Source organism: bacterium, from assembly GCA_020444065.1.
Lineage (GTDB): Bacteria > Sumerlaeota > Sumerlaeia > SLMS01 > JAHLLQ01 > JAHLLQ01.
Genome location: JAHLLQ010000011.1, coordinates 17,523 through 39,179 on the forward strand (window position 1 = coordinate 17,523; position 21,657 = coordinate 39,179).

Consider the following 21,657-nt stretch of genomic DNA (forward strand, 5'->3'; position numbering starts at 1 on the left):
CCGAAAAAGATGCCAAAACGTTGGACTGCAAGCACCTGCGCCGCTTTGCTGACCGTTCTTGCCTTCACCGGCTCGTCCTGGGCCCAGGGTGATGATCCATTCGGCCAGGACCCGGCCTTTAATCAGCCCCCCACAGGCGATGATCCCTTCGGAGCTCCCGCGGGCGATGACCCGTTCGGCGGTTCGACCGGCGGCTCATTCGACCCGTTTGCCAGCGGCGGAGGCGGAGCCGATCCCTTCAGTGCCGCACCGGGTGGCGCACAGGGTGCGGATCCCTTCGTTGGCGGTGGAGCCGCGGACCCATTCGGTGGGGGAGGGGACGAGTTGTTTGGTGGAAGTGACCCCTTCGGTGGCGGTGAGCCCTTCGGCGGAGGCACGGGCGACGCACAGAATCCCTTCGGCGCCGCCGAGTCCGGCGAGATGGATGAGCAGAATCCGTTCGCCGATGCGGCGTCGCTCGATGAACAAACAGTGACTGAGGGTGCCGGCGGAATCAGCCAACTCTATGAGTTCCGTTATCGCACGGTGACTCGCTGGGATGGCAGCTCCGGCGTCGTGCGCCAGCGCATGACGGCAGAAGAAGCCGCCGCAATCGACCAGCAAGCGATTGACGCGATTCGCGAGATGGCAGACGGCGGAATGATCCGAGGATTCGAGCCCGGAAGCGATGCAAACTCATACGCACAGTGGGCCTATTACTACGCGCAACTCAATCTGTGGAGCCAATACGTCGACGACGTCGTTCTCGCCGGAGGAGACACCGGTGACTCCGCGATCGAGCAGGTAAAATGGCCGGGCGCCCCACAGGAAGAACTCGGTCCCGACGGACAGCCTCTCGATCGTCAAGCCATGTACGACGAGAACATGGTCAATTATGCCAGCCAGACCAGCATGGACGATCAGGTCTCGGATATTTTCGTTTCGCCGTCGACAAATGAAGGGGGCGGCCCGCCGACCTTCCCGCCGTCGACGATCGAGAACCAGGTTATCCAAGTATACAACGATCAGCTTCAGAAGCTGCGCGACATGGAGAAGGACCAGAAGGACTTCATGGAGAAGTTCGATCGTCGACTTCTCGACCGCAAGAATCAGCGGATCGCTTACGAGTATTGGAAAGACAATCAGGAGATGTTGCTGGAAGAATTCGTCCAGGACTGGAATCGTCGCTACGAAGGCCAGGTGGCTGTGATCGGCGGCGTTCGTTATGAGCTCTATCGCCCCGGCGAAGTGCCCGAGCGCGTGCGTCGCGACAGCAATGTCGTCGTGACCGATTACCGCCTGACGCCCTACGACATCCTGACTGACGAAGGAGAGTTGCGCGAAGCCGCACGCAACTGAGTCGCCGGCCTTCAATCTGCTCAGAGTTTTTATGCATCCCGGGCCGTCATGGTCCGGGATGTCCGTTTCACGAATTACCGCCACCCGATCCCTGCCCGTCCGACAGGCCGGAGTCAGATCGCTTGATCGCCCAAGAGAAAGCCCACCGTCTATGAAGAAGAAATCCCGCCAGAAACGCAGCGCGAGAAGCAGTTGGCAGATGCACGAAATGTCAGAACGTGCTCGTATCCAGCAAGCAGCCCCATCGCGCATGCCTGTGCCATTGCGTGAATTGCCTCGTGTCGAGAAGGGGAGCGTCAGCGTTGGTGAGATGGGACGCTGGGCCCTCCGCTACGTGGAGGAGAATCCCGGAATCCCGGATAAGGCGGATTATGAGGAGGTTGCGAATCGGTTCATCCGTCTGCAGGAAGCGACCGATGCCGTCCGGGACGGCAATCGCGATACGGCTCGCTCAATTCTAGAAGAGATTGTTGCCTCGAAGCCGGAAGACCTGCGCTCGAAAATGAACCTCTCAACAGTTTATATCGACGACGGAGAGCACGAAAAGGCGCTGTCTTTGTTGGATGAAATCGGCGATGCAATGAAACGCGAAGCACGCTATTATGCACTGCGCGCCCTCGCTTTGAAGGGGCTCGGAAAGCGCGAGGAGATGATCAAGTTCTTGTGGGAAGCTCAAGAGCTGTTCCCCCAGGACACTGCCATCATGGAGCAGCTCCAGAAGGCGGGCGAAATCATCCCGATGGGTTCAGACCCGAACAACGCCCATTCGATTCAGTTCATGAAGCGCGAACACTATGAAAACGCGGTTTATGATCGGATCCAGAAGTTGGTGGCAGAGAAGAAGTGGAATGAGCTCGATGATTATGTCGTGTTCCAGCGATCCGATCAGAAGCCCAAACTCGCACTTGCTGCGGCTGAAGCCTACCGAAAGGCGCGCCCGAATGATTCGCGCTCCCTCTATCTCCTTGGACTATGCGAGTTGGATGTACACAACTGGGCAAAGGCAGAGAAGCTCTTGGGCCAGTATCTTGAGGAGAAGCCCGACGATCCGAAGGCAATCGTCGGCCGTGCCCTTGCCATCCGTCGACAGGAACGCAAAGAAGAGGCGATGGATATATTGCAGCATGCCATCAAAGCAGACCCGAATAACTTGTCCGCGGTCGAACTCGCCACGCTCGGGCACGAGAAGCCGGAAGAACGGCTGGAGTTTGTCCAGAGACTTGAGAAGGAGTATCCCGATGCCTGGGCTCCGCAGAAAGCTCTCGGCGATTTGATGTACGGCCAGGGGGCTTTCGAGACGGCTCGTGTTCACTTCGAGAGAGCCGTTGCCCAGGGCGGCTCCGATGAATGTTGGGTGATGTTGCTGAATGTGCTTGGCCGACTGGGTCAGGTCGCCGAGGCTGTGCAGCGGATCCAAACGATCACGCGACTTCACGAACGCAGCAGCCACGTGCGATGGAACGCAGCGAATCTGCTGCTTCAGGCTGGGCGCGTTCGAGCTGCAACCGATCTGTTCAATGGGCTTCTGAACGATCCCAAGCAACCTTGGGAAACCCGCCACGCAGCGCGCACGATCCTGCGGAATCTAACCGATGCCGTGAACAAGAACAAGTAATCCGCCCGCGTGACGCAGGGGAGCGAAGGAAGAGAAATGGCAGAGTCGTTCTACTTCGACCACAATGCTACCACGCCTCTGGACGAAAGAGTCCTGGAAGCGATGCTCCCCCAACTTCGAGAGACCTGGGGCAATCCGTCCTCTGTTCATTCATTCGGCGCGACTGCGCGCTATGAAATCGAGAAGGCCCGCCGCAGTATATCGAGGACGCTTGGCGCCGCCGAGCCGAGCGAGATCGTCTTCACCGGCGGCGGGACCGAGGCGGACAACATCGCGATCCGCGGAGCCGCTCTGTTCGCGCGAGAATCCCGCGGCGCAAATCATCTGATCACGAGCGCAGTCGAGCACAAGGCAGTGCTCGATACCTGCCACGATCTGCACGTCAGGGATGGCTTCGACCTGACGATCCTACACGTTGATGAGTGGGGGAGGGCTCGACCCGCCGATCTCCTCGATGCTCTGAAACCCAGCACGGCTGTTGTTTCAATCATGATGGCCAACAACGAAGTCGGGACCATCAATCCGATCCGCGAACTGGCCGCGATGACCCATGAGCACACCAATGCCATCTTCCACACCGACGGGGTCCAGGCCGTTGGCCGGTGTGCATTGGACTTACAGTCGCTTGGAGTAGATGCATTCTCGACAACGGCGCACAAACTCTATGGTCCCAAAGGTGTAGGGGCTCTCTATGTGCGCAAGGGAACGCCCCTAGCCGCAGTTCTGACAGGCGGCGGCCAGGAGGGCGGCCTGCGCCCGGGGACCGAGAATGTCGCCTCCATCGCAGGATTCGCCAAGGCCATCGACCTGGCTGCCGAGGAGTTTGAGCGCGAGGATTCCCGTCTTCGTGCCTTGCGCGAGAAGCTGTGGCTGCAGATCTCCAGCATAATCCCGTTGGCCATCCGTAACAGCCCGACGGATCGATGCTTGGCCGGCACACTCAATGTCTCATTCTCTGGCACCGACGCCCAGCGCCTGGTCATGGAGATGGATCGTCGGGGGTACGCCATCAGTACCGGGTCCGCCTGCAACAGCACCGGCAAATCGGCCAGCCATGTCCTCCAGGCGCTCTGCACCGACTTCGAGCGCGTCTCCAGCGCCATCCGGATCAGTCTCGGTAGAACGAACACTGCCGATCAGCTTCCCGAGTTTGTGGATGCGCTCCGACAAGCGATTGCCGCGCTGACTTCTCACTGACTCACCAACCAACCAGAGCCTGACTCAGCTATAAGCCCTCTGTTGGCAGTTTCTTATGGTACTTGCCGGCTCCTCTTATTATTTCGTTAAATTGACATTATTTACTCTAGGGCCAGATCAAGCACCTCCTCTCTTCTTGACGGTCTTTCGGCCTTCCAGGCACCAACTTCTCATGAAGCTGTCAGAGGCCATCGATGAGTTCCTCCGTTTCCTGCGCGTCGAGCGCGGGTTGGCGGAGAATACGCTCAAGGCTTACGAGTCCGACCTCCGCCGACTGCAGTCTCACCTGCATCGCGACGATCGGCCGGAACTAAAATTGCACCAGATTACTCCGCTTCATCTCAAGGATCACCTCGCAACGCTCCGCGACGATGAGCGTTTCAAGCCGCGGAGTATCTCTCGCGTCATGAGTACAATGCGGGTCTTCTTCGATCACCTCGTACGCGAGGAGTTCATGCCGAAGAGCCCGGCCTTGTCCCTCCACAATCCGAAGCTCCCCAAGAAACTACCGCTGTACCTAGTCGATGAGGAGATCGCTCGCCTGCTGCTGGCGCCGGATCGCAACAATCCCGAGGGATACCGCGACTACGCGATCCTTGTGACCTTCCTGTTCACCGGAATGCGCCTGTCGGAACTGGTTGGGCTGAACGTCGGAGACGTGGACTTCTCGTCAAACAGCATTCTGATCCACGGAAAGGGCTCCAAAGAGCGCCTGGTTCCCATGCACAGCCTGGTTTCGAGGACTCTGCGGGCCTATCTGGATGAGGTTCGCTCCCCCATCGACTCAGACCCGCAGGCGTTGTTTTACAGCCGAACAAAAACTCGGATCACCTCCCGGGGCGTCGGATATGCCGTGGAACGAGCCGTCAAGGCGGCCGGCGTCAATCACCGCATTACGCCCCACAAGCTGCGCCATACTTTCGCAACGCAGTTGCTCCACAGAGGCGCCAGTCTGCTAGAAATCAAGGAACTCCTGGGGCACTCGCAGATTGCGACCACCAGTATCTACACGCACACCCACGTGGATCGCCTCCGTAAAGCGGTAGAGAAAATCGACAGTTGAAAAATAATGCCACTCTTTTCCGTGGCGATTGGCACGTAATGCGTTACCCTTGAGGAAAAGGGACTCCACTTCAGGGGTTGTGGATTATGAAATTCTTTCTCAGAGTGTTCGGCCTGCTGATCCTGCTCATCGCCGCTTATGTAGCGATCTTCAATCTCTGGCCCAGCAAAGATGCTCGTAACCGGATGGCACTCGACAAACTGACGGACGTCCATCACACGACGCCTCAGGAGCGATCCGCCCACCCAGTTCAGAATCAAGCTCCGAAGATCAATCTGAAGGAGCAGGTCGCTGCCGCAGCCAAAGACGCCCGCGTCGAGGTCCTTTCTTTCCAGGACACCGGCGGGCAAGCCTACGTGACGATCCAATGGAAGTCCGGGAACTTCGCGCAAGGTGGCGATTTCCTGGACTACCTGATCAACCATGGAGTGATTCGTGATTTTGAAGAGGGCGAATCGACGACCTACACCAATAACTCCGGCCAATACGTGCACACAATGAAGCTAACGCTGATCCCCTACTGAGGTTCAGGTGTCGGAGTCGCGGTACTCTTCATCAAGACCGACACGGCCTGCTGTCCTGGCAACTTAAGCGGTGCTTCTCCGAACATCCGTCCGCCCTGGACGGAGATTTGAATACGATCTGCTTTCAACCCTTCGACAAGAATCTCCGCTGAATTGTCCTTCAGTTCGGCGATTCCGATTCGCGAAGGCTTCTTCCCATCCATCATCGTGTACGTCACCCGACGTGGGAGCCTCATGCTTTCGTCCTCAACGGCGACACGCAAAAGGAGGGACGGAGCACTATGCACTTCGATCGTCAGTTCCTGCTCACTATCGCGATAGTCGGCGATTTCATCGACGCGCAGTTCTCCAACGAGACCGGCGTCCTTCTTCTCTGCGCGCAGCAACACTCCCCCGCTGCCGGATACCTGAAACGAGAACCACCCGACGGCATTCGTCTTCAATGAACCGCCGGCTCGGGGCAGGGCGTCGCTTCCCGGCAAAGGCTCGATTCGCACGGTTGCCCCCTCGACCGGATCGCGGCTTTCGGCATTCACGACATAGCCCTCGACGGCAGGCAATGGCTCCAGTTGCACGACCAGATCGGTCTGGTCGGGATAACCGATCTCCACGGTGTTCGTCCTGTAATTCAGATGCCCGACCTCAAGAACGATCGGCTGGAATGGCACGTTTTCAAAGATGAAGACGCCATCGTAGTCCGTCACCATACTGCCACCGCGCACCAGCGGACCGCCGCCTTCGGGCTTGGCCTGCCACGTCACACGTGCCCTTCTGATGGGTTCTCCTTCGGAGTTCTCGATCAACCCGAGCAGCGCGCTGGCGCGAGTCAGAATGAAGTTCTCTTCTGCGGGAATCTCGAGCAAGGCATCCCGATCGATCACGCGATCGGCGGGCCCAGCCCAGCCTTCCGGAAACTCACCCGATACCTTGGCGAGATAAGCAATTGGCGGAATGGAATCGGCCGAGTACGAGCCGTTCTCCCCCACCTGACTGGATTGCGTCGCGGCCTCGAAGAGGATCGTCGGCTGAAGCACAACGCGGATGCTCGGACTGAGGGCAGGTACCGTCTTGCCACCTTCTTCAATCTCCAGCGCATTGCCCGAGATTTGAACGCGTTCCATCGGTATTGGTTCCCCGTCGGAATTCAACACGCTGCCAATGAGTTGACCGGGGGGATCGAGAATGACATCGATGCTCGTATCCACAGCAGGATTGAAAAGCTCGAAGACCTCGCTCTGGCCTGCACCGTTGTCCGCACCGATCGCCGCCGCGATGTATTCGCCTGGTGGCTGGTCGAGCGGGATACTGACAATGCCTGACTCATCCGCAGGGAGGTGGCGCCTCTCCCCACTTCCCATTCCTGCAAACAGGTCAATCCCACCCGTCGTATCCGCCGGCAAGATCTGTTCATCGTCTTGCACGAATGACTTCGCAGGAAGAACCCAAACGCGCGCCCCGGGGGCCGGCTCGCCTGAGGACGAGAACACGTGGATCGTCAGCGCCGGCGGCTCTTCAGTCGCCTCGGCTGGAGACTCATCCGTACCGGTGCCGCTCATCTCACCCGACTCGGGAAGTGGGGTTGCATCACCGGCGAGTTGGGAGTCCTCGGATACCGGCGTTGGACTCGTTTCGGGGATGTCATTGGAACTGGTTGCACTGCCAGGTCGTTGCACTTGCTGTGGCGTAGCCTCGGGCGTCGCCAGGACACGCGGCTCTTCCGGACGATTCAGAAGAAGCTCGAGTGTCACCAAGACAACAATCACCGTCGCCAGAACTCCAGCGACGACTCCGAGTCCGATTCGATTTCCTTGTGGCATCTGTTCTGGCTCACCCTGGGCTTGATGGAGCGCCTTTCCCGCGCTCACAGAATCCCTAGCCCAGGTCATGCCTTCGGCGGAACGATTTTCTTCAGTTCTTCCAGCACGCGTCGGAAATCGTCCTCGGTGTGCGCAGCGGAGACTTGAATTCTCAGGCGGGCCGTCCCTTCCGGGACAACCGGGAAGCCGAATCCTGTGATGAAGATGCCTCGCTTCAGCAGTTCCTTGCTGGCACGAATTGCATCCTTGGTCTCGCCCAAGATGACGGGGATGATCGCCGTCGGGTTATCGCTGACATCGTAGCCTGCCTCGCGGAACAGATCGCGCGCGAATTTTGTCAGGTTTTGAAGGCGATCGACTCGTGCCTGATCGGTCTTCAGAACGCGAACCGCCCGGAGCGCACTCGATGCAACCGTCGGTGGCAACGCATTCGAGAAGATCTGCGGCCGCGACATCTGCTCCAGCACTCCGATCACGGCGGCGCTGCTGGCGACAAAACCTCCGGCTGCTCCCCCGAGGGCTTTGCCCAATGTGCTGGTCAACGCATCGATCTCTTCCTCGACGCCAAAGTGCTCGCCCGTGCCGCGCCCGTGTTTTCCAAGAACTCCTGTCCCGTGGGAATCGTCGACAATCAGCGATGCGTCGTGCTTCCGGCAAAGATCGACAATGTCATCGAGCGGCGCGACGGTGCCCTCCATACTGAACACACCATCGGTCACAACATAGCGATTCTCTTTGTCTGCGTGGGCTTTCAGCAATTCTTCCAGATGCTTCAAATCCGCGTGACGATAGATCTCGCGAGTCGTCTTCTTGGCCAGGCGGCAAGCATCGATCAGACTCGCATGATTCAACTCATCGCTGATCAGTACATCGTTCGGGCCGGAAATCGTAGGAATCAGTCCCTCGTTGGCGCACCAGCAGGACACGTAGCTCAACGCACGCTCCTGTCGCGCAAGGCCCGCCAATTCCTTCTCAAGTTCCTCGTGGATATCGAACGTACCGCAAATGAAGCGAACGGATGCGGTGCCTGCGCCATAGGTTTCGAGCCCCTCGATGCCGGCCTCGATCACTTCGGGATGATTCGCCAGGCCGAGGTAGTTGTTGCTCGACATCACCAGCAGATCGCCAATATCGCGCGCTTTGACGGAGCGATCCATCGGCCCCTGCAGGTAGTTGAAGGACTTCATCTTCCCTTCCGCCTCGATCGCATCCAGGCGGGCTTGGCAAGTCTCTCGGAGGCTCATGATTACTCCTTCCCGATGTTCAGGATGATCTTTCCGGCCTTTCCCTGAAGGATGAGATCGAATGCCTTCTGGAAGTCTTCCAACTCCAGTTCGTGCGTCAAAATCGGCTCGATCTCATGGCCGTGGTGAACAAGGAACTGCTGGCTCTGGTACCAGGTATCGAACATCCGACGGCCGTTGACGCCAAAGATTCGCAGAGCCTTGAAAATCACGTCGTTGGACCAATCGATTTCAATTGGTTTCGAGGGGATACCCAGCAGCACCGCCGCGCCGGCGCCGCGCACCGAGCGCAGGCCCTCGCGAAATCCCTCCGGGTGACCGGACATCTCAAGAAGCACTTCCACACCGCTCGGGTCGACATCGCTGTGAACGACGTCGCTGATCTTGTGTTTCGTCGGATCGATCAGAAGGTCCGCGTGGCACTTCTCTGCCAGCTTGCGCCGATAAGGATTGGGCTCGGCCACGATGATCTGCGAAGCACCGCGAGCTCTGGCGATCGGAATCGCAAAGAGACCGATCGCACCTGCCCCAACGATCAGAACCGATTTTCCGGCCACCGGTTCGGTCGTCACGGTGTGCATGGCGTTGCCCAACGGATCGAAGATCGAGGCGTGGCTGTCGGGAATCCGCCGATCGACGGGCCAGATGTTTGATGCGGGCATATTGATGAAGTCGGCGAAACAACCGTCACGATCGATTCCGATGATCTTCACATCGGTGCAGATGTGCCCCTGGCCGGTGCGGCAATACTGGCACTGTCCGCAGGTGATGTGGCCTTCGGCACTGACGCGATCGCCGATATGAATGCCCTCGACTCCTTCGCCGATTTTTTCCACAATCCCCACAAATTCATGACCGGTTGTCAGGGGCGGTTTCAGGCGTCCGGCCGCCCATTCGTCCCAGTTCCAGATATGCACGTCGGTGCCACAAATACCTGCCTTGAGGACTCGAATCAGGACCTCCCCATAGTCGACTTTCGGCTTGGGAGCCTTCCTCAAAACCAGCCCTTCTTTGCGTTCCATTTTCCGTAAAGCGCGCATTAGGGTTGCCTTCACGAGGGGGTTGAGTGGGAAATGGCCACAAGGTGTTTGATATGTTGAACGCTTGAGGGCGTCAATGCTGACTAGAAGCAAAAAGAGGGGAATATGACCGCAAGCGGCAAACCTCCGGCAGTCGGCCAGATCCTGGCCGACAAACGCCATCAGCGCGGCCTCTCGCTGCAGAGTCTCGCCAAGCTGTCCGGCGTATCGAAGAGCATGATTTCGCAGATTGAAAACGGCCAGGTGAACCCCACATTGGCCGTTGTCTGGAAGCTCGCATCCGGCCTTGGCCTGAAGCTCCAGGATCTGCTCGAGGGCGAGATGGAATCTCGGGATTCCATGTTCACCTTGCTCGGTGAGGCGAATTGCCCCACGCTCACCTCGAAGGAACACGGCCATAAGGTCCAGATTCTCTCGACCGTCGATTGGGTTGAGAAGGCCGAGCTGTACAAGATCGAGTTCGAGCCGAAGGGCGTCATGGACTCCGATCCTCACAGCAAGGGCACGATCGAGACACTGACCGTGATCCGGGGAGAAGTGGCGGTGAAGTTGGGCGATCGCACCAATATTGTGAAAGCCCTCGAAACAGCGCGCTATCACGCTGACGTGCCCCATGGAATTCACGCGCACGGCAACAAGGGCGCACTGTTTATGCTGGCTGTCAACTTTCAGCCCCCGAGTAAGAAGTCCTCCAACTGGGAGTGATCCGGATGGCGCAATTGCGGACAAAAGAAGGGCAAGTCATCGATCTCGGCACCTTGCCCGAAGACGAGAATGATCTCGTTGAAGCCGTGCTGGAGGTCGACGTCGTCCTGGACGATCTGGCCGAGGACGAGGCGCAAATCGCCGAGGAGACTTTCGTCGAAGATCTTCAGTCTTACATGAGCGATGTCTTCTCGCTGCGGAAGCCGCCGGAAGTCACGTTCGCCGACAAGGGAATGATCGGCGATACAGCCTATTGGGTATTTGAATCTACACCAGTCGAAGAGCTCCCCCTCTATTTGTTCGTCATACGCAACCGAATGATCTCCGAAATCGTCTGCGGCGAACGTTCGGCCTTCTACGTCGATCAGGATTCCGGAACCATGTACGACCGCCTTCTGACACCCGCCCAAGCAGCCCTGCTGGAGTTCGTTTCCACGGATTCTCACACAGTCCTCGAATGAGGATTGCCTCCCCGCCGCAGGCCCGGTGAAACTTACTGCTTGTAGCACCCCTTGGCAGCGTCGCATCTATTCGGGCGCTGGAGTGGAGCCGTGTATTGTTTCGGCTCCCGAATCTACTGGAATGATGTCTGGCTGATGCTCGATTTTCAAGTGGGCGACGTTGTCGCGGGCAGGTACGAAATCAAGCAGGTCCTGGGCGCCGGCGGAATGGGCAAAGTCTACCGCGCCCGCCAGGTCGACCTTGGCCGCGATGTTGCGCTCAAAGTCCCGAGCCAGGCCGTGCTCGAATCGCCGGAGATTCTCGCGCGATTCTCGCGCGAGGCAAAGACCGTCGCCAAACTCCTCCACGAAAACATCGTTCAGGTCTACGAATACTATCACAAGGACGACGCCGTCTTTATTGCGATGGAGTTCGTCGAAGGCCAGGATCTCAAAGAATTCTGTATCTATCCACCGACGGATCTGACTGTCGGCGATCTCTCGATGATCTTCGCGCTTTCCTGCGAAGGCCTCGCCCATGCGCACGAGCACGGCATCGTGCATCGCGATGTGAAGCCACACAACATCATGGTCGCGCGCCTGCCAAAGGGCAAGTGGCGCGTGAAGGTGATGGACTTCGGTATCGCGCACATTGATCCCGCCGGCCAGTACACCGGCATGGGCGATCAACTGACCCAGACCGGTCAAGCGCTCGGCACCCCAAGTTACATGTCGCCGGAACAGATTCGAGGGACTGGCGTTTCCGCCCTCAGCGACATCTACTCGTTCGGTTGCGTGATGTATTATGTCTTCACGCGCCAGACCGTATTCACAGGCTCCGGCCTGACGGTTGCGGTTTCGCACTTGAATGAATCGCCGCCTTCGATTCGTTCGCACAATCCGGCACTGACGGAAGAGTTCGATGCTCTGATCGCCAGTTGCTTGGAGAAGGACCCAAACAACCGTCCGAAGGATGCTTCAGAGCTGGCGGGACTGATCACAGATGCGCTCGAATCGATTGTCGACGTCCCGATGTCGGAGGTCTGGCGCCAATCTGGCCAGGCGCCGGAATCCACGATGCCAATTCCGTCGATTCGCGCAGACGACTCAGAAGACCCGACGGCGCCTCGTGATGGATTGATCGAAGTTCAGACGCAGGCAACGATCGCGCAGACAACGCCGACAGGCGAGTCGTACGATGCGACAGCTCCGATGAAGCGCATCGACGAATCGCGCTCCTCGCAGCCGGCCACGAAGCCGATTCCGGCACCTGCTCCGACACCCTCGTCTGCTGGCGGCGGAAGGGCAGCGTCTCCTCCCCCGGCGACGCCAGCAACGCCTGCGATGGCGGGACCTGCGAAGAAGAAATTCAAGCTCGGGATTCCCGTCGTTTTGTCCATCATTGGAGCTTTGGCGCTGATCATCGGATTCTATGCAGTGGCAGTGCTGACGGGCGGCGATGATGAAGAAGGACCCGACGGAAACGGTCAAGTCGCCATGGTCGAACCGACTCCAACCGCGACGCCGACTCCTGCGCCGCAGGCAACGCCCCAACCCACTGCCACTCCGACGCCAGAGGCCACGACACCGCCGGTTGCAGCGACAGAGATCCCATCGACTCCGAAACCATCTCCGACTCAGAGGGTTGGCACTCCCCTGCCACCGACTCCGGAACCAAGCCCGACACCTCATCTCGGCCGTCGCCGCCTCGCACAGTTGGCCGATCAGGCCGCTGAGACGACAGACCTGCAGGAGCTCGCTCGAAGCTGGTCAGAGATCATGAACTTGAAGGCTTATGAAGATCCTGCCTTCCAGGAAGCGATCATTCAGACGGCTGATGGTATCGCCCGCAAGATCGCCATGTCGCCGGAGATGGTGAAGATCGCCAGCGGCTCCTTCACAATGGGAGCCGATGATGGCGAGTTCGGTGAAGGGCCCGCGCACAATGTCCGCCTTACTGCGTATGATATTGGGAAATATGAAGTTAGCGCCATCGAGTTCTCAGCTTTCTTGAACAGCCGCCCGTCGGTGGATGAGGCGCGTGACCTATTCACCCCCACCGACCAGACAAACGTGATCTTCGACGAGAAGATCCAGCGATTCGTCCCGCGCGAAGGCCGCGAATTGCACCCCGCGAATGGGGTGGATTGGTTCGCGGCCGAAGCCTATTGCAACTGGCTGTCGAGTGAATCGGGCCGCCACTATCATCTCCCGACGGAAGCACAGTGGGAGCGCGCAGCGCGCGGCACGTTTGAGAGCACGTACCCGTGGGGCAACACGCCGCCGACACAGAGCAGCGCGAACTTCGCCAGCAACGAGACGCTGCCCGTGACATTCCTCCGTGACGGGGCAAGTGCCGCCCGGTGCCTCAATATGGCGGGCAACGTTGCCGAATGGTGTTCCGACTGGTTCTCCGAAGACACGTACCAGTCGCCCGATCGCATCGATCCGACGGGGCCGGAATTGGGGCAGTCATCGCGCGATCGTCGTGTCTTGCGTGGTGGCAGTTACTTCTCGGTGACTCCGAAGGAGATTCGGACAACTTATCGAGAGCGCAGCGAACCGGACGAAGAGGAGCCGTATGTCGGCTTCCGCTTGGCCCGGACGGACTGATCGGTCCAGAATTCTTGCTTGCAGACTCTCATCAACTGGTCCGGCTTTGGCCCGGACTGTATTTTATTCCACTGAGGTTGGCGGATATGCGCCGTATTATCCCAGTTGCATTCGTTCTGTTGGGGCTGCTGGTAAATATCACCGGCTGCGGAAGCTCGAACAAGTACCGCGTCATGGAAACGCGTTCCGAGTACCCCGAAATCCCGATGAAGGTCGTGGTGACGCCGCTTGAGGATGCCCGGCCTTTTGATCGCGACCCGGCAATCCTCTATTGGATTCCCCTGCTCCCCTGGGCCACGTACAAGTTCTCTCGCCACGATGAAGTCTACCCCGGCTCCGTCGAGGCCTTCAATCAACTGTTTTCCCGCGACCTGGCGCAGCGACTGAAGGAAGCGGAAGTGTTCTCGCAAGTCGAGTACACCCCGATCGAAGAACTTCCTCCCCTCGGCTCCTACGACTTGCTCATCACGGGAACACTCGAGGAAACGACCAGTCGAGGCGGTGTCTCGTATTATGGCCTTTCAATCTTTGGCGACCTCGTCTGGTTCCTGGGCCTGCCGAAGTTCACGCGCATCTGGGATCTGAAGGCTGACATCCAGGTGTTCGACGGCTACACCGGCGATCCCATCACAGATCCAATTCTCGTGCAGGAAACAACCAGTCGGCGTTTCTTCACGCGGTATGCGAAAGAAGGCTCCACTAAAGACTTGATGGAGAAGATCACACCAATCTGGGATCAGTTCATCGTCGAATTGCGGGCGGAAGTCCCCCCCGCGGGAGACAATTACTGGGCGCAGCTCCGCAAGGATGGCGAAGCTCACGTCGCGAAACTGGCTCGCGAAGCGGAACTCGCCCGCAAGGGCAGCCCGCCGACGTTCTCGTTCCTCTACCCCGCTGCCGGCGACATCGTTCGTGAACCGACAACGACGATTCGCTGGAGCGCTACCGCCCCCGGCGGTACGAAGAGCATCGCCCTCGTCGTCAACAACCAGGCGATCGATCTCGGAATCAATCCACTCGATCTGCTGCAAGAGGACAAGTCGCCGCGGAACTTCTCTGCACGCGATCTTGCCATTCCGCTCCATCTTGGGAAGAACACGCTCGAGGCGATGGTCGTCGACCATCGTGGAAATGAGACGCGTGCGAACTTCGAGATTCAGCGCATGCCCAAGCAGCTTTCGCCGACCGATCGGTTCGCTCTCCTGATTGGCGTGGGGTCGTCTGAGGCCACACGGACCGTCAACGAGTTGGCCTCGGTATTCGCCGATCCCTTGATCGGGCAATTCGATTCGGAAGATGTCCAAGTCGTTGCGGAGAACTCACTCGACTCGGCAGCCCTGGGCAGTGCGATCAACAGCTTCGGAAAGAAGCCACTCGCCAATCAGTTGGCCTTCGTTTACGTGGCTGCCTCCGGCAACGCCGACGGCCTGACAATCGGAAGCGGTGGCAATACCATGTCGATCGACGACCTGATGAGTACCATCGAGCGCGCCATGGCGACCGAAGAGATCGTCGTCATACTGGACATCGACTGGTCCGGCCCGAAGCGCGAGTACATCGACGACCTTTCGAACCTGCCGAAGCGCTGGGCAGTGATCGCCTCCGCTGAAGAAACCGTGCCGGCGACCAAGAGCTCCGGTGGATTCCTCTTCGGAATGGCCATGGCCAGTGTCATGAAAGATGGCCTGCCTGGCCGCGAAACGCTGACCCTGGAGAACGTCATGGACGCCGTGATGGATGAAGTGGAATCCCTGTCCGATGGCGAGATGGTGCCGGTCATGGAAGGCCGTTATCGCCCGGGAATCACAATGGTGGAACGGGAGTAAATGCCAAGGACACAGAATCGCCTTGGCACACATCGGCAATCATGCGAAGAGTGATATGATTCCGAGAGCGACAATAATTCCTCGCGAGGACTAACTGATGAAACGTGGGAAGCTCTACCTGCTGATCGCCCTATTCTCTGCTCTCCTGATGTCCGCCGGCGCATCCCCGTTCGGGACCGTCCAGTCGGAGGGCCCCTTCGAGATTCATCGTGGCCAGGATTCGGTGATCGAGCGCAGCAACACGACCCTAGTCGTGCAGACCGGCGATTCCATTGTATCGCGTGCCGAGATCCTTTCCCTGCGCACCACCGCTGGTGCCGCTCTGGCCATGGGACGCGATGCTCAAGTCGACTTGGTCGATTCGCAGACAATCCGCCTGACCAATGGGCAGGCAGCATTGTCCGCCACGGCGGCCTCCGGCATTGGGCTCGAAGTTGAGGACCTGGAGATTCGCCCCCTGCCAACCTCTGACGCCGAAGATCAGGCCCAGCCCGGTTTCTTCGCAGTCAGTCACACGACCGAAGGCCGAATCGTCGTCTACGCGGTGCAGCGCAGCTTCGAAATCCGCCCAGCCAATGGCGGCGATCCGGTCGCTATGATGACTGCCGGCGATACGCTCCGGCTGACGCGCGACGGCGAAATCTGGAAGACCTCGGCCGACAAGATTGGCCAGGCGACGGGCGATGGCTCCCAACTCTCCGATGACCAGAAGATCACGAACGATGACGATGACGACAAAGTCCTCTTCGGATTCCTGCGCCTGACGCCTGCAGTAATCGGCGGCGCAGCGGTGGCCGGTGGCGCCGCTGTTGTTGTTGGCGGCACGGTCTATTACAACGACCAGCAGGATGATGGAGACACGGGCGGCGGCGATGATGAGACCAGCCCTGTCGATCCGCATGAAGGCGACGGCGATTGGAACTGGGAAGAGTGATCGAGTCCTTTTTCTAGTTTGACTGATTGGGCCGCCGGACCGGAATGTCTGGCGGCTCTTCCTTTTCTGTCTCTGGCTTGCCGATGACCTCCCCGAATTCACAGACCGAAGAAGCTGGCTCCAGTACCGACGTCCCTCTGCCCACCGGGGTGGGCCTGAAAGAGAAAGTTGCGTCTGGCGTCTCGGACTTCCTGATCATCCGTGTGGCGATGATGGGCATCCAGGTCGTGAACACGGCGGTCCTTGCGCGCCTTCTGCTCCCCTCGGACTTCGGCCTCGCCGCTATGGCGGCAACAGTCACGGGGCTGCTCGGAATCGTTGGCGATGGAGGAATCAGCACCGCCGTCATCCAACGCAAGGACCTGACGGACGACGACCTTTCCAGCGCTTTCTGGCTGAATCTTTGTGTCGGAGCGCTGCTGATGGCAATCGCCTGGGTTGCCGCATGGCCCACCGCGGTGTTCTACGAACAGCCGGAGCTCCTCGTCGTTCTGCTCGCCGCAGGTCTTGCGTTCCCCCTCGGTGCATTCGTCAATCTACAAAGCGCACTCCTGGCCCGTCGCCTTGAGTTTCACAAGCAGGCCACACTCCAGGTACTTGGCGTGATCGCCACCGTCGCGGTTGGAATTACGCTCGCGCTTCTCGGCGCGGGATACTGGGCGCTGATCCTGGCTGCACCGGCAGGATCGATTTTGATGATCGTGCCGGCCTGGAGAAAAACACGCTGGCTGCCGTCCTTCACGTTTCGTACAAAGCGAACCCGCGAATTGCTGCTCTTCGGCGGAGCCACGACGCTCTTTGCATTCCTTTGGTTTGGAGCCCGTCAGGGCGACAATGTCATGATCGGCAAGGCATGGGGCGAAGCCGATCTGGGCTTCTACGTAAAGGCCTATGGCCTGTTGATGCTTCCGATCATGACGATCACCCAGCCATTCTCCTCGGCAATCCTGCCAACACTCAGCCGACTGCAGGATTCGCCATCGGAATTCGAGCGCGTCTTTCATCGCGCGACCGGACTGATTGTCTTTCTTGCAATGCCTGTTGCGGTGTTCTCAATCCTGTGCGCCGACGTTGCGATCCGCGTGCTCTACGGACCCGATTGGGGACCCAGCGTTCCGCTCTTTCGTGCGCTTGCGTTCAGCGCGCCCATCCAGCCCGTGCTGGCATGCTTGGGCTGGCTCTTCGTCGCGAAGGGAAACGTCTGGCGCCAGGTCGGCGTCGGCATCGCGAATTTGATCGTGTTGCTTGCAGCCTTTTGGTTCGGCCTGCCGCACGGACCGATCGGTGTAGCGATCGCCTACTCGATTGCGATGGTGGGGGTTCTCTTCCTGCCGAATGTCATCTATGCCTGTCGGGTTGCTCGAGTGCCGGTGGCTCCGATGGCGTTGCACTATCTGCGAACTCTTCCGCAGGCCACTGCAATGGCGGCCATGCTGCTGGCCCTGCAATATGCCTTCGGCGACCGCGTTGCGAATGCCTACTTGTGGGGAGCGATTCTGCTTGGCAGCGGATGCGCGGTCTATGCGGCGACGGGAATCGCCCTGAAAGATCGAACAACACTCCAGGTCATCCACTACGCGCGCGGACTTGCTCTGCGGAAGCGATAAGCGAAGCTCAGCCGGTTGGCATATCGAAGTGATAGTCGAATCCGCGCCAGCGCTTGAATCGCTTGTACTCGCCGACACCCAGGAAAATCAGGGCCAACAGGCCGTAACCGATGATCTGGATCGATACGGGGTTTATGAAGAAGCTCGATGCGCTCTTGTACAGGGCTGCCTGCTCGATGCCTTCGATCATCACATAGAACGGAGAGAATCGCCCGATCAGATCTCCGAGACGGGCCATGGCACCTTCCGAGTTAATCGCGGCGGCGTTAAACGCTCCCCCGATGATCGGCAGCAATATCCAGAAACCGGCAACGACGCCCAGCGTAATTCGACCAGCTCCCATTCTCCCAACAGTCAGAGAAGTGGCAAAGCGGCCGAACGTGCAGAAGAATGCATAGCTCGCCAGGGAAAGAAGAACGGTGCTCTCGACCATTCCCGGTGGCGTTGGGCCGAGACTTCCGACGTGCCCGAGGAAGAACTCGCCCGCAATGTACCAGAGCAGACCGACAGCGATCAGGAACGGAACCGTCTGGTCGATCGGACGCAGGAATGGGATGAGGCGCTTCAGGTGCCAGATCTCGTCACCGACCTCCATGCGTCCAACTGAGAAGCAACTGACCGCAACAACCAGCAACACGCACCCAACCGTCAGGAACCCGAGGATCGTATTGAATCCCAGTGTCTGGCCCGAAGTCGTCGCGAGATATATCCCCACGATAATCGCAGAGATCAGCCCGAATTGCCAGTGGCTGAAGGCCCGCGTCTCAGTCGGCTCGAAGAGCTTTCGCGCCGCAAGCAACAGGAAGACGCCGGTCAGCAGAATCACTCCCCCGCCGACCATCGCCCAGACCGGAAGTCCAAGGCTGTTGGTCGAACTCAGGGTCATACCTCCTCCGGTTGTACCCAACCAGGCGGAAATCTGGCTCATTGCGAACATGCCGCCGAACAGCGTGATGAAGATCATGAAGACGACAATGCCCTGTGCGGTCCGCGTGCGCTCTCGAATCGACGAGATGTAAAGGCCCAGCGCGGAAAGAATCATTGAGCCTCCGAGAAGCTCGCCAGCGGCACTCAACACATCGACCTTGCCGATGCCACCGTAGAGGAACGCGAGACTGATTAGGGGCAAAGCGCACAGCAGCGCCAACGCGACATAGAAGACCGTCGAGAGGAAGCACCCCATGATGTACATCCAGGGGGTAATCGTCGTTACGCGCAAGAAATCGAACGTCTTCTTTTCCTTCTCACCCGTGGTCATACCGGCCGTGATGGTCGGAGCGATGATCAGAACGAGGAGCATCTGAATACTCGTGATCCAGCGGTAAAGTCGCTGGCCCGTATCTGCCATCTGGGCGAGAGCCTCCTGCGTCATCTCCTGGTTCGAAATGGAGAAACTCGCCAGCAACACCAGCATGCTCGTGATGGTCATCAGGATGATGTAGCCGATCATGCTGTAGATCAGTGCCTTGCCCCGCATGCGGCGGCGCAGTTCACGCGTCAGGATCGGATTATCGAAGACGTTCTGCAGGAAGGCCTTCATCGGCGGCTCTGGTCTCCTCTTCTTTCAGTCCCTGCGCCAATCTTCTACAGAGGTCTTTCCTGTATTGTTGATCTGGCCGGTGATGGCAAGGGCGAACCCTTGTGGACCCTCCGGAATGTTCTCTGCCGAAACTCGAATCGTCCAGTCGCCAGCCATTGGCGTGAGGCGAACCTGCTCAACATTGTTCTTCTCGTCAGCCGCCCCTCCCGAGACCGAAACACCGCCTGAGAAGACATTGCCCAGATAAGTTGTGGCGTCTGGCGATTCGACCTCCAGATTCAGATCATTGATCCAAACCTGTGCAGCACTGTGCAGTGCCGGCGGATCTGCCCAGACCAGGGTGACATTGAGCGGTTCCGCCGTTCCTTGAACCTCAACGGTGAATTCGCGCGTCTCCCCCGTTTCCATTCCCTGAGCATTCCACACATCGACAATTTCCAGCCGCCGCGCATCTCCGCTGAAGTACAACGAATTGTCCAAGAGCAACCGCCCCCAACCTTCCCGGTCGCCTGGAAAGCCCGACACGCCAGTCATGTCTACGGTGCTGTTGAGGAGGACGGCTTTGATTAATGAACCCGTCGGGATGTACTCATCCGCGGTATTTGCAGCCCCCGAGGGATAGAAGCCCTCCATGAAGTATTGTCGCACAAGTGCCGCATTTCCAGCGATCGCCGGCGCTGACATACTGGTTCCAGACACCTCCAGAAGGCCACACTCGCTTGTGATGCCGGCGCTTTGAATGAACCTGCCAGGCGCACCGATCTCGGGCTTGCGACGACCATCATCGGTTGGTCCGCTACCGCCATAAGCGATCGAATCCTGGCTGGGGTTCTGGTACGTGGCAAATGTCGAGAGGCAGTTCTTTGCATTCTCTGGAGACTTCAATCCCGGCAAATTCGTCGCGGCAAAGACTACGAATGAATCCTCATTCTCCCAACTGAACTGGTCGATATCGCGGCACCAGTACGTGTAGTTCGTGCGGCTGTCGTCGCCCCAGGAGTTGGAGTGGATGAATGCCCCATCGCTCTTCGCGCGCAGGAACGCTGCAAGCAATGTCGAGGGAGTGTCGAGATAACCTGCGACGTCAAGATCAAGCCCGTGAGCCAGCCGCGCAGCATAGGCGTGACCCACACCGATTGTGCTTCCGTTCTCCAGCGATCCCGCGATGGTACCGGCGGTATGAGTACCATGATATTCGGAAGCCTGGGGTTCGTAGTAGGCGACAATCTTCCTGTGTGACGGGCCTGGAATGTTGCCATTCAGAGTGTCCTCGAAGAAGCAAGAGTCCATGTCGATCTCGCCGTCCAGATGCCCGATGATCTGGCCTTCGCCGTGCAGTCCCTGATTCCAGATCGGCAGGGATCCGCTGACATTCGACTGAAGAACCCATTCCGTCGTGTTGTTGCGGCGAGTCAGAACGGGCGCCCGCTCAATCCATTGAACCTCGTCGAGCGACGCCAGCGCAGGAATGTCCCCGGGATCGATGCGACACAGGAGCCGCGCTCCTTCGCCGGCCGCGTTGAATGGCTTCACCGATTGCGCACCAAGCCGATCGAGTTCTGCACGGAGGCGCGCAGCACTCTCGCCCTTCCAGAGCCCGATCTCCAGATCGATTAGCTCGGTCGATTCCAGCTTCAGGAGATCGGGAGCGACTCGGAAGGCCGGCTGATACTCACCCAGCCAGCGGGTTCGCTGGTTCTGCAGTACCTTGTTTGTGGCGTCCGGCGGCAGTTGGACGACTAATGCATCTTCCGGCAAGTAGCCGAGAATTCGCCCGCCCAGCCCCTCGATTTCCTGACGCGCAGAGGCATCGATCTGTCCCTGGAATTGCAGGATCATCGCCTTAGGTGCATCCGATTCGACTGCACGCTCTGCTGTCTGGAATCCCCTGAAGGAAGGGACGGAGTGCACAGGATCAAACTCCGCTGCCAGGAGGCGAAGGGGCTTCCCCGGCTCCTCGGAACGAGCCGCAGACCCCAGCGACAATAACAGGATGATGAGTAGCAAAGAGGTGGAGATGAGGGGAACTCTGGAGAATCGCAACGCTTTAGGCACCTCGGGATTCGATTGAACTCTCTTGTTCATGATGCCTGTCGGCTCCGACAAGTCGAAAGGTGACAACATTCCGTAATAATTGTGAATCTTGTGTCACAC

At 58.7% G+C, this 21,657-nt stretch carries 16 protein-coding genes; 11 read left to right on the forward strand and 5 right to left on the reverse strand.

Annotated features, from left to right (window positions below; all coding sequences use genetic code 11):
* The first annotated feature begins 9 nt into the window (after positions 1-9).
* The 5 genes from KQI84_18750 to KQI84_18770 all read left to right on the forward strand — a co-directional run bounded on the left by KQI84_18750 (position 10) and on the right by KQI84_18770 (position 5,737).
* Positions 10-1,338: a hypothetical protein gene (locus tag KQI84_18750; protein MCB2156921.1), complete on the forward strand. Its 1,329-nt coding sequence runs from the start codon at positions 10-12 to the stop codon at positions 1,336-1,338.
* A gap of 151 nt (positions 1,339-1,489) precedes the next feature.
* Positions 1,490-2,953, forward strand: coding sequence for a tetratricopeptide repeat protein (locus KQI84_18755; GenBank protein ID MCB2156922.1), 1,464 nt, complete (start codon positions 1,490-1,492; stop codon positions 2,951-2,953).
* Positions 2,954-2,989: 36 nt separating this feature from the next.
* Complete coding sequence (locus KQI84_18760; GenBank protein MCB2156923.1) at positions 2,990-4,150, forward strand: cysteine desulfurase; 1,161 nt, start codon at positions 2,990-2,992, stop codon at positions 4,148-4,150.
* Between the two features lie 172 nt (positions 4,151-4,322).
* Positions 4,323-5,213 carry a tyrosine-type recombinase/integrase gene (locus tag KQI84_18765; GenBank protein MCB2156924.1) on the forward strand — a complete coding sequence of 297 codons (891 nt, stop codon included), beginning with the start codon at positions 4,323-4,325 and terminating at the stop codon, positions 5,211-5,213.
* A gap of 86 nt (positions 5,214-5,299) precedes the next feature.
* A complete protein-coding gene (locus KQI84_18770; protein ID MCB2156925.1) occupies positions 5,300-5,737 on the forward strand; it encodes a hypothetical protein in 438 nt (145 codons plus the stop codon).
* Here the strand turns inward: KQI84_18770 and KQI84_18775 are convergent.
* The 3 genes from KQI84_18775 to tdh all read right to left on the reverse strand — a co-directional run bounded on the left by KQI84_18775 (position 5,731) and on the right by tdh (position 9,838).
* A complete protein-coding gene (locus tag KQI84_18775; protein MCB2156926.1) occupies positions 5,731-7,554 on the reverse strand; it encodes a hypothetical protein in 1,824 nt (607 codons plus the stop codon). The genes KQI84_18770 and KQI84_18775 overlap by 7 nt on opposite strands.
* Positions 7,555-7,619: 65 nt before the next feature.
* Positions 7,620-8,798 (reverse strand): aminotransferase class I/II-fold pyridoxal phosphate-dependent enzyme, encoded by a 1,179-nt coding sequence (locus KQI84_18780; GenBank protein ID MCB2156927.1) that lies wholly within the window; start codon positions 8,796-8,798, stop codon positions 7,620-7,622.
* A gap of 2 nt (positions 8,799-8,800) precedes the next feature.
* Positions 8,801-9,838: an L-threonine 3-dehydrogenase gene (gene tdh / locus KQI84_18785; GenBank protein ID MCB2156928.1), complete on the reverse strand. Its 1,038-nt coding sequence runs from the start codon at positions 9,836-9,838 to the stop codon at positions 8,801-8,803.
* Positions 9,839-9,943: 105 nt separating this feature from the next.
* Here tdh and KQI84_18790 point away from each other — a divergent pair, with 105 nt between their 5' ends.
* The 6 genes from KQI84_18790 (at position 9,944) to KQI84_18815 (ending at position 17,963) form a co-directional block, all read left to right on the forward strand.
* Complete coding sequence (locus KQI84_18790) at positions 9,944-10,543, forward strand: XRE family transcriptional regulator (GenBank protein ID MCB2156929.1); 600 nt, start codon at positions 9,944-9,946, stop codon at positions 10,541-10,543.
* Between the two features lie 5 nt (positions 10,544-10,548).
* Positions 10,549-11,004, forward strand: a complete 456-nt coding sequence (locus KQI84_18795; GenBank protein MCB2156930.1) for a hypothetical protein — start codon at positions 10,549-10,551, stop codon at positions 11,002-11,004.
* Positions 11,005-11,094: 90 nt separating this feature from the next.
* Positions 11,095-13,596 carry an SUMF1/EgtB/PvdO family nonheme iron enzyme gene (locus KQI84_18800; GenBank protein MCB2156931.1) on the forward strand — a complete coding sequence of 834 codons (2,502 nt, stop codon included), beginning with the start codon at positions 11,095-11,097 and terminating at the stop codon, positions 13,594-13,596.
* An 86-nt stretch (positions 13,597-13,682) separates the two neighbouring features.
* Positions 13,683-15,422 (forward strand): hypothetical protein, encoded by a 1,740-nt coding sequence (locus KQI84_18805; GenBank protein MCB2156932.1) that lies wholly within the window; start codon positions 13,683-13,685, stop codon positions 15,420-15,422.
* 97 nt (positions 15,423-15,519) lie between these two features.
* A complete protein-coding gene (locus KQI84_18810) occupies positions 15,520-16,356 on the forward strand; it encodes a hypothetical protein (GenBank protein ID MCB2156933.1) in 837 nt (278 codons plus the stop codon).
* An 83-nt stretch (positions 16,357-16,439) separates the two neighbouring features.
* Positions 16,440-17,963: a lipopolysaccharide biosynthesis protein gene (locus tag KQI84_18815; protein MCB2156934.1), complete on the forward strand. Its 1,524-nt coding sequence runs from the start codon at positions 16,440-16,442 to the stop codon at positions 17,961-17,963.
* Between the two features lie 7 nt (positions 17,964-17,970).
* Here the strand turns inward: KQI84_18815 and KQI84_18820 are convergent, their stop codons facing one another.
* Together KQI84_18820 and KQI84_18825 are read right to left on the reverse strand one after the other, a co-directional pair.
* The gene (locus KQI84_18820; protein MCB2156935.1) at positions 17,971-19,503 is read right to left on the reverse strand and encodes an ABC transporter permease; all 1,533 of its coding nucleotides are present in this window, start codon (positions 19,501-19,503) and stop codon (positions 17,971-17,973) included.
* Positions 19,504-19,527: 24 nt separating this feature from the next.
* Positions 19,528-21,342 carry a S8 family serine peptidase gene (locus KQI84_18825; GenBank protein MCB2156936.1) on the reverse strand — a complete coding sequence of 605 codons (1,815 nt, stop codon included), beginning with the start codon at positions 21,340-21,342 and terminating at the stop codon, positions 19,528-19,530.
* Between the last annotated feature and the right edge of the window lie 315 nt (positions 21,343-21,657).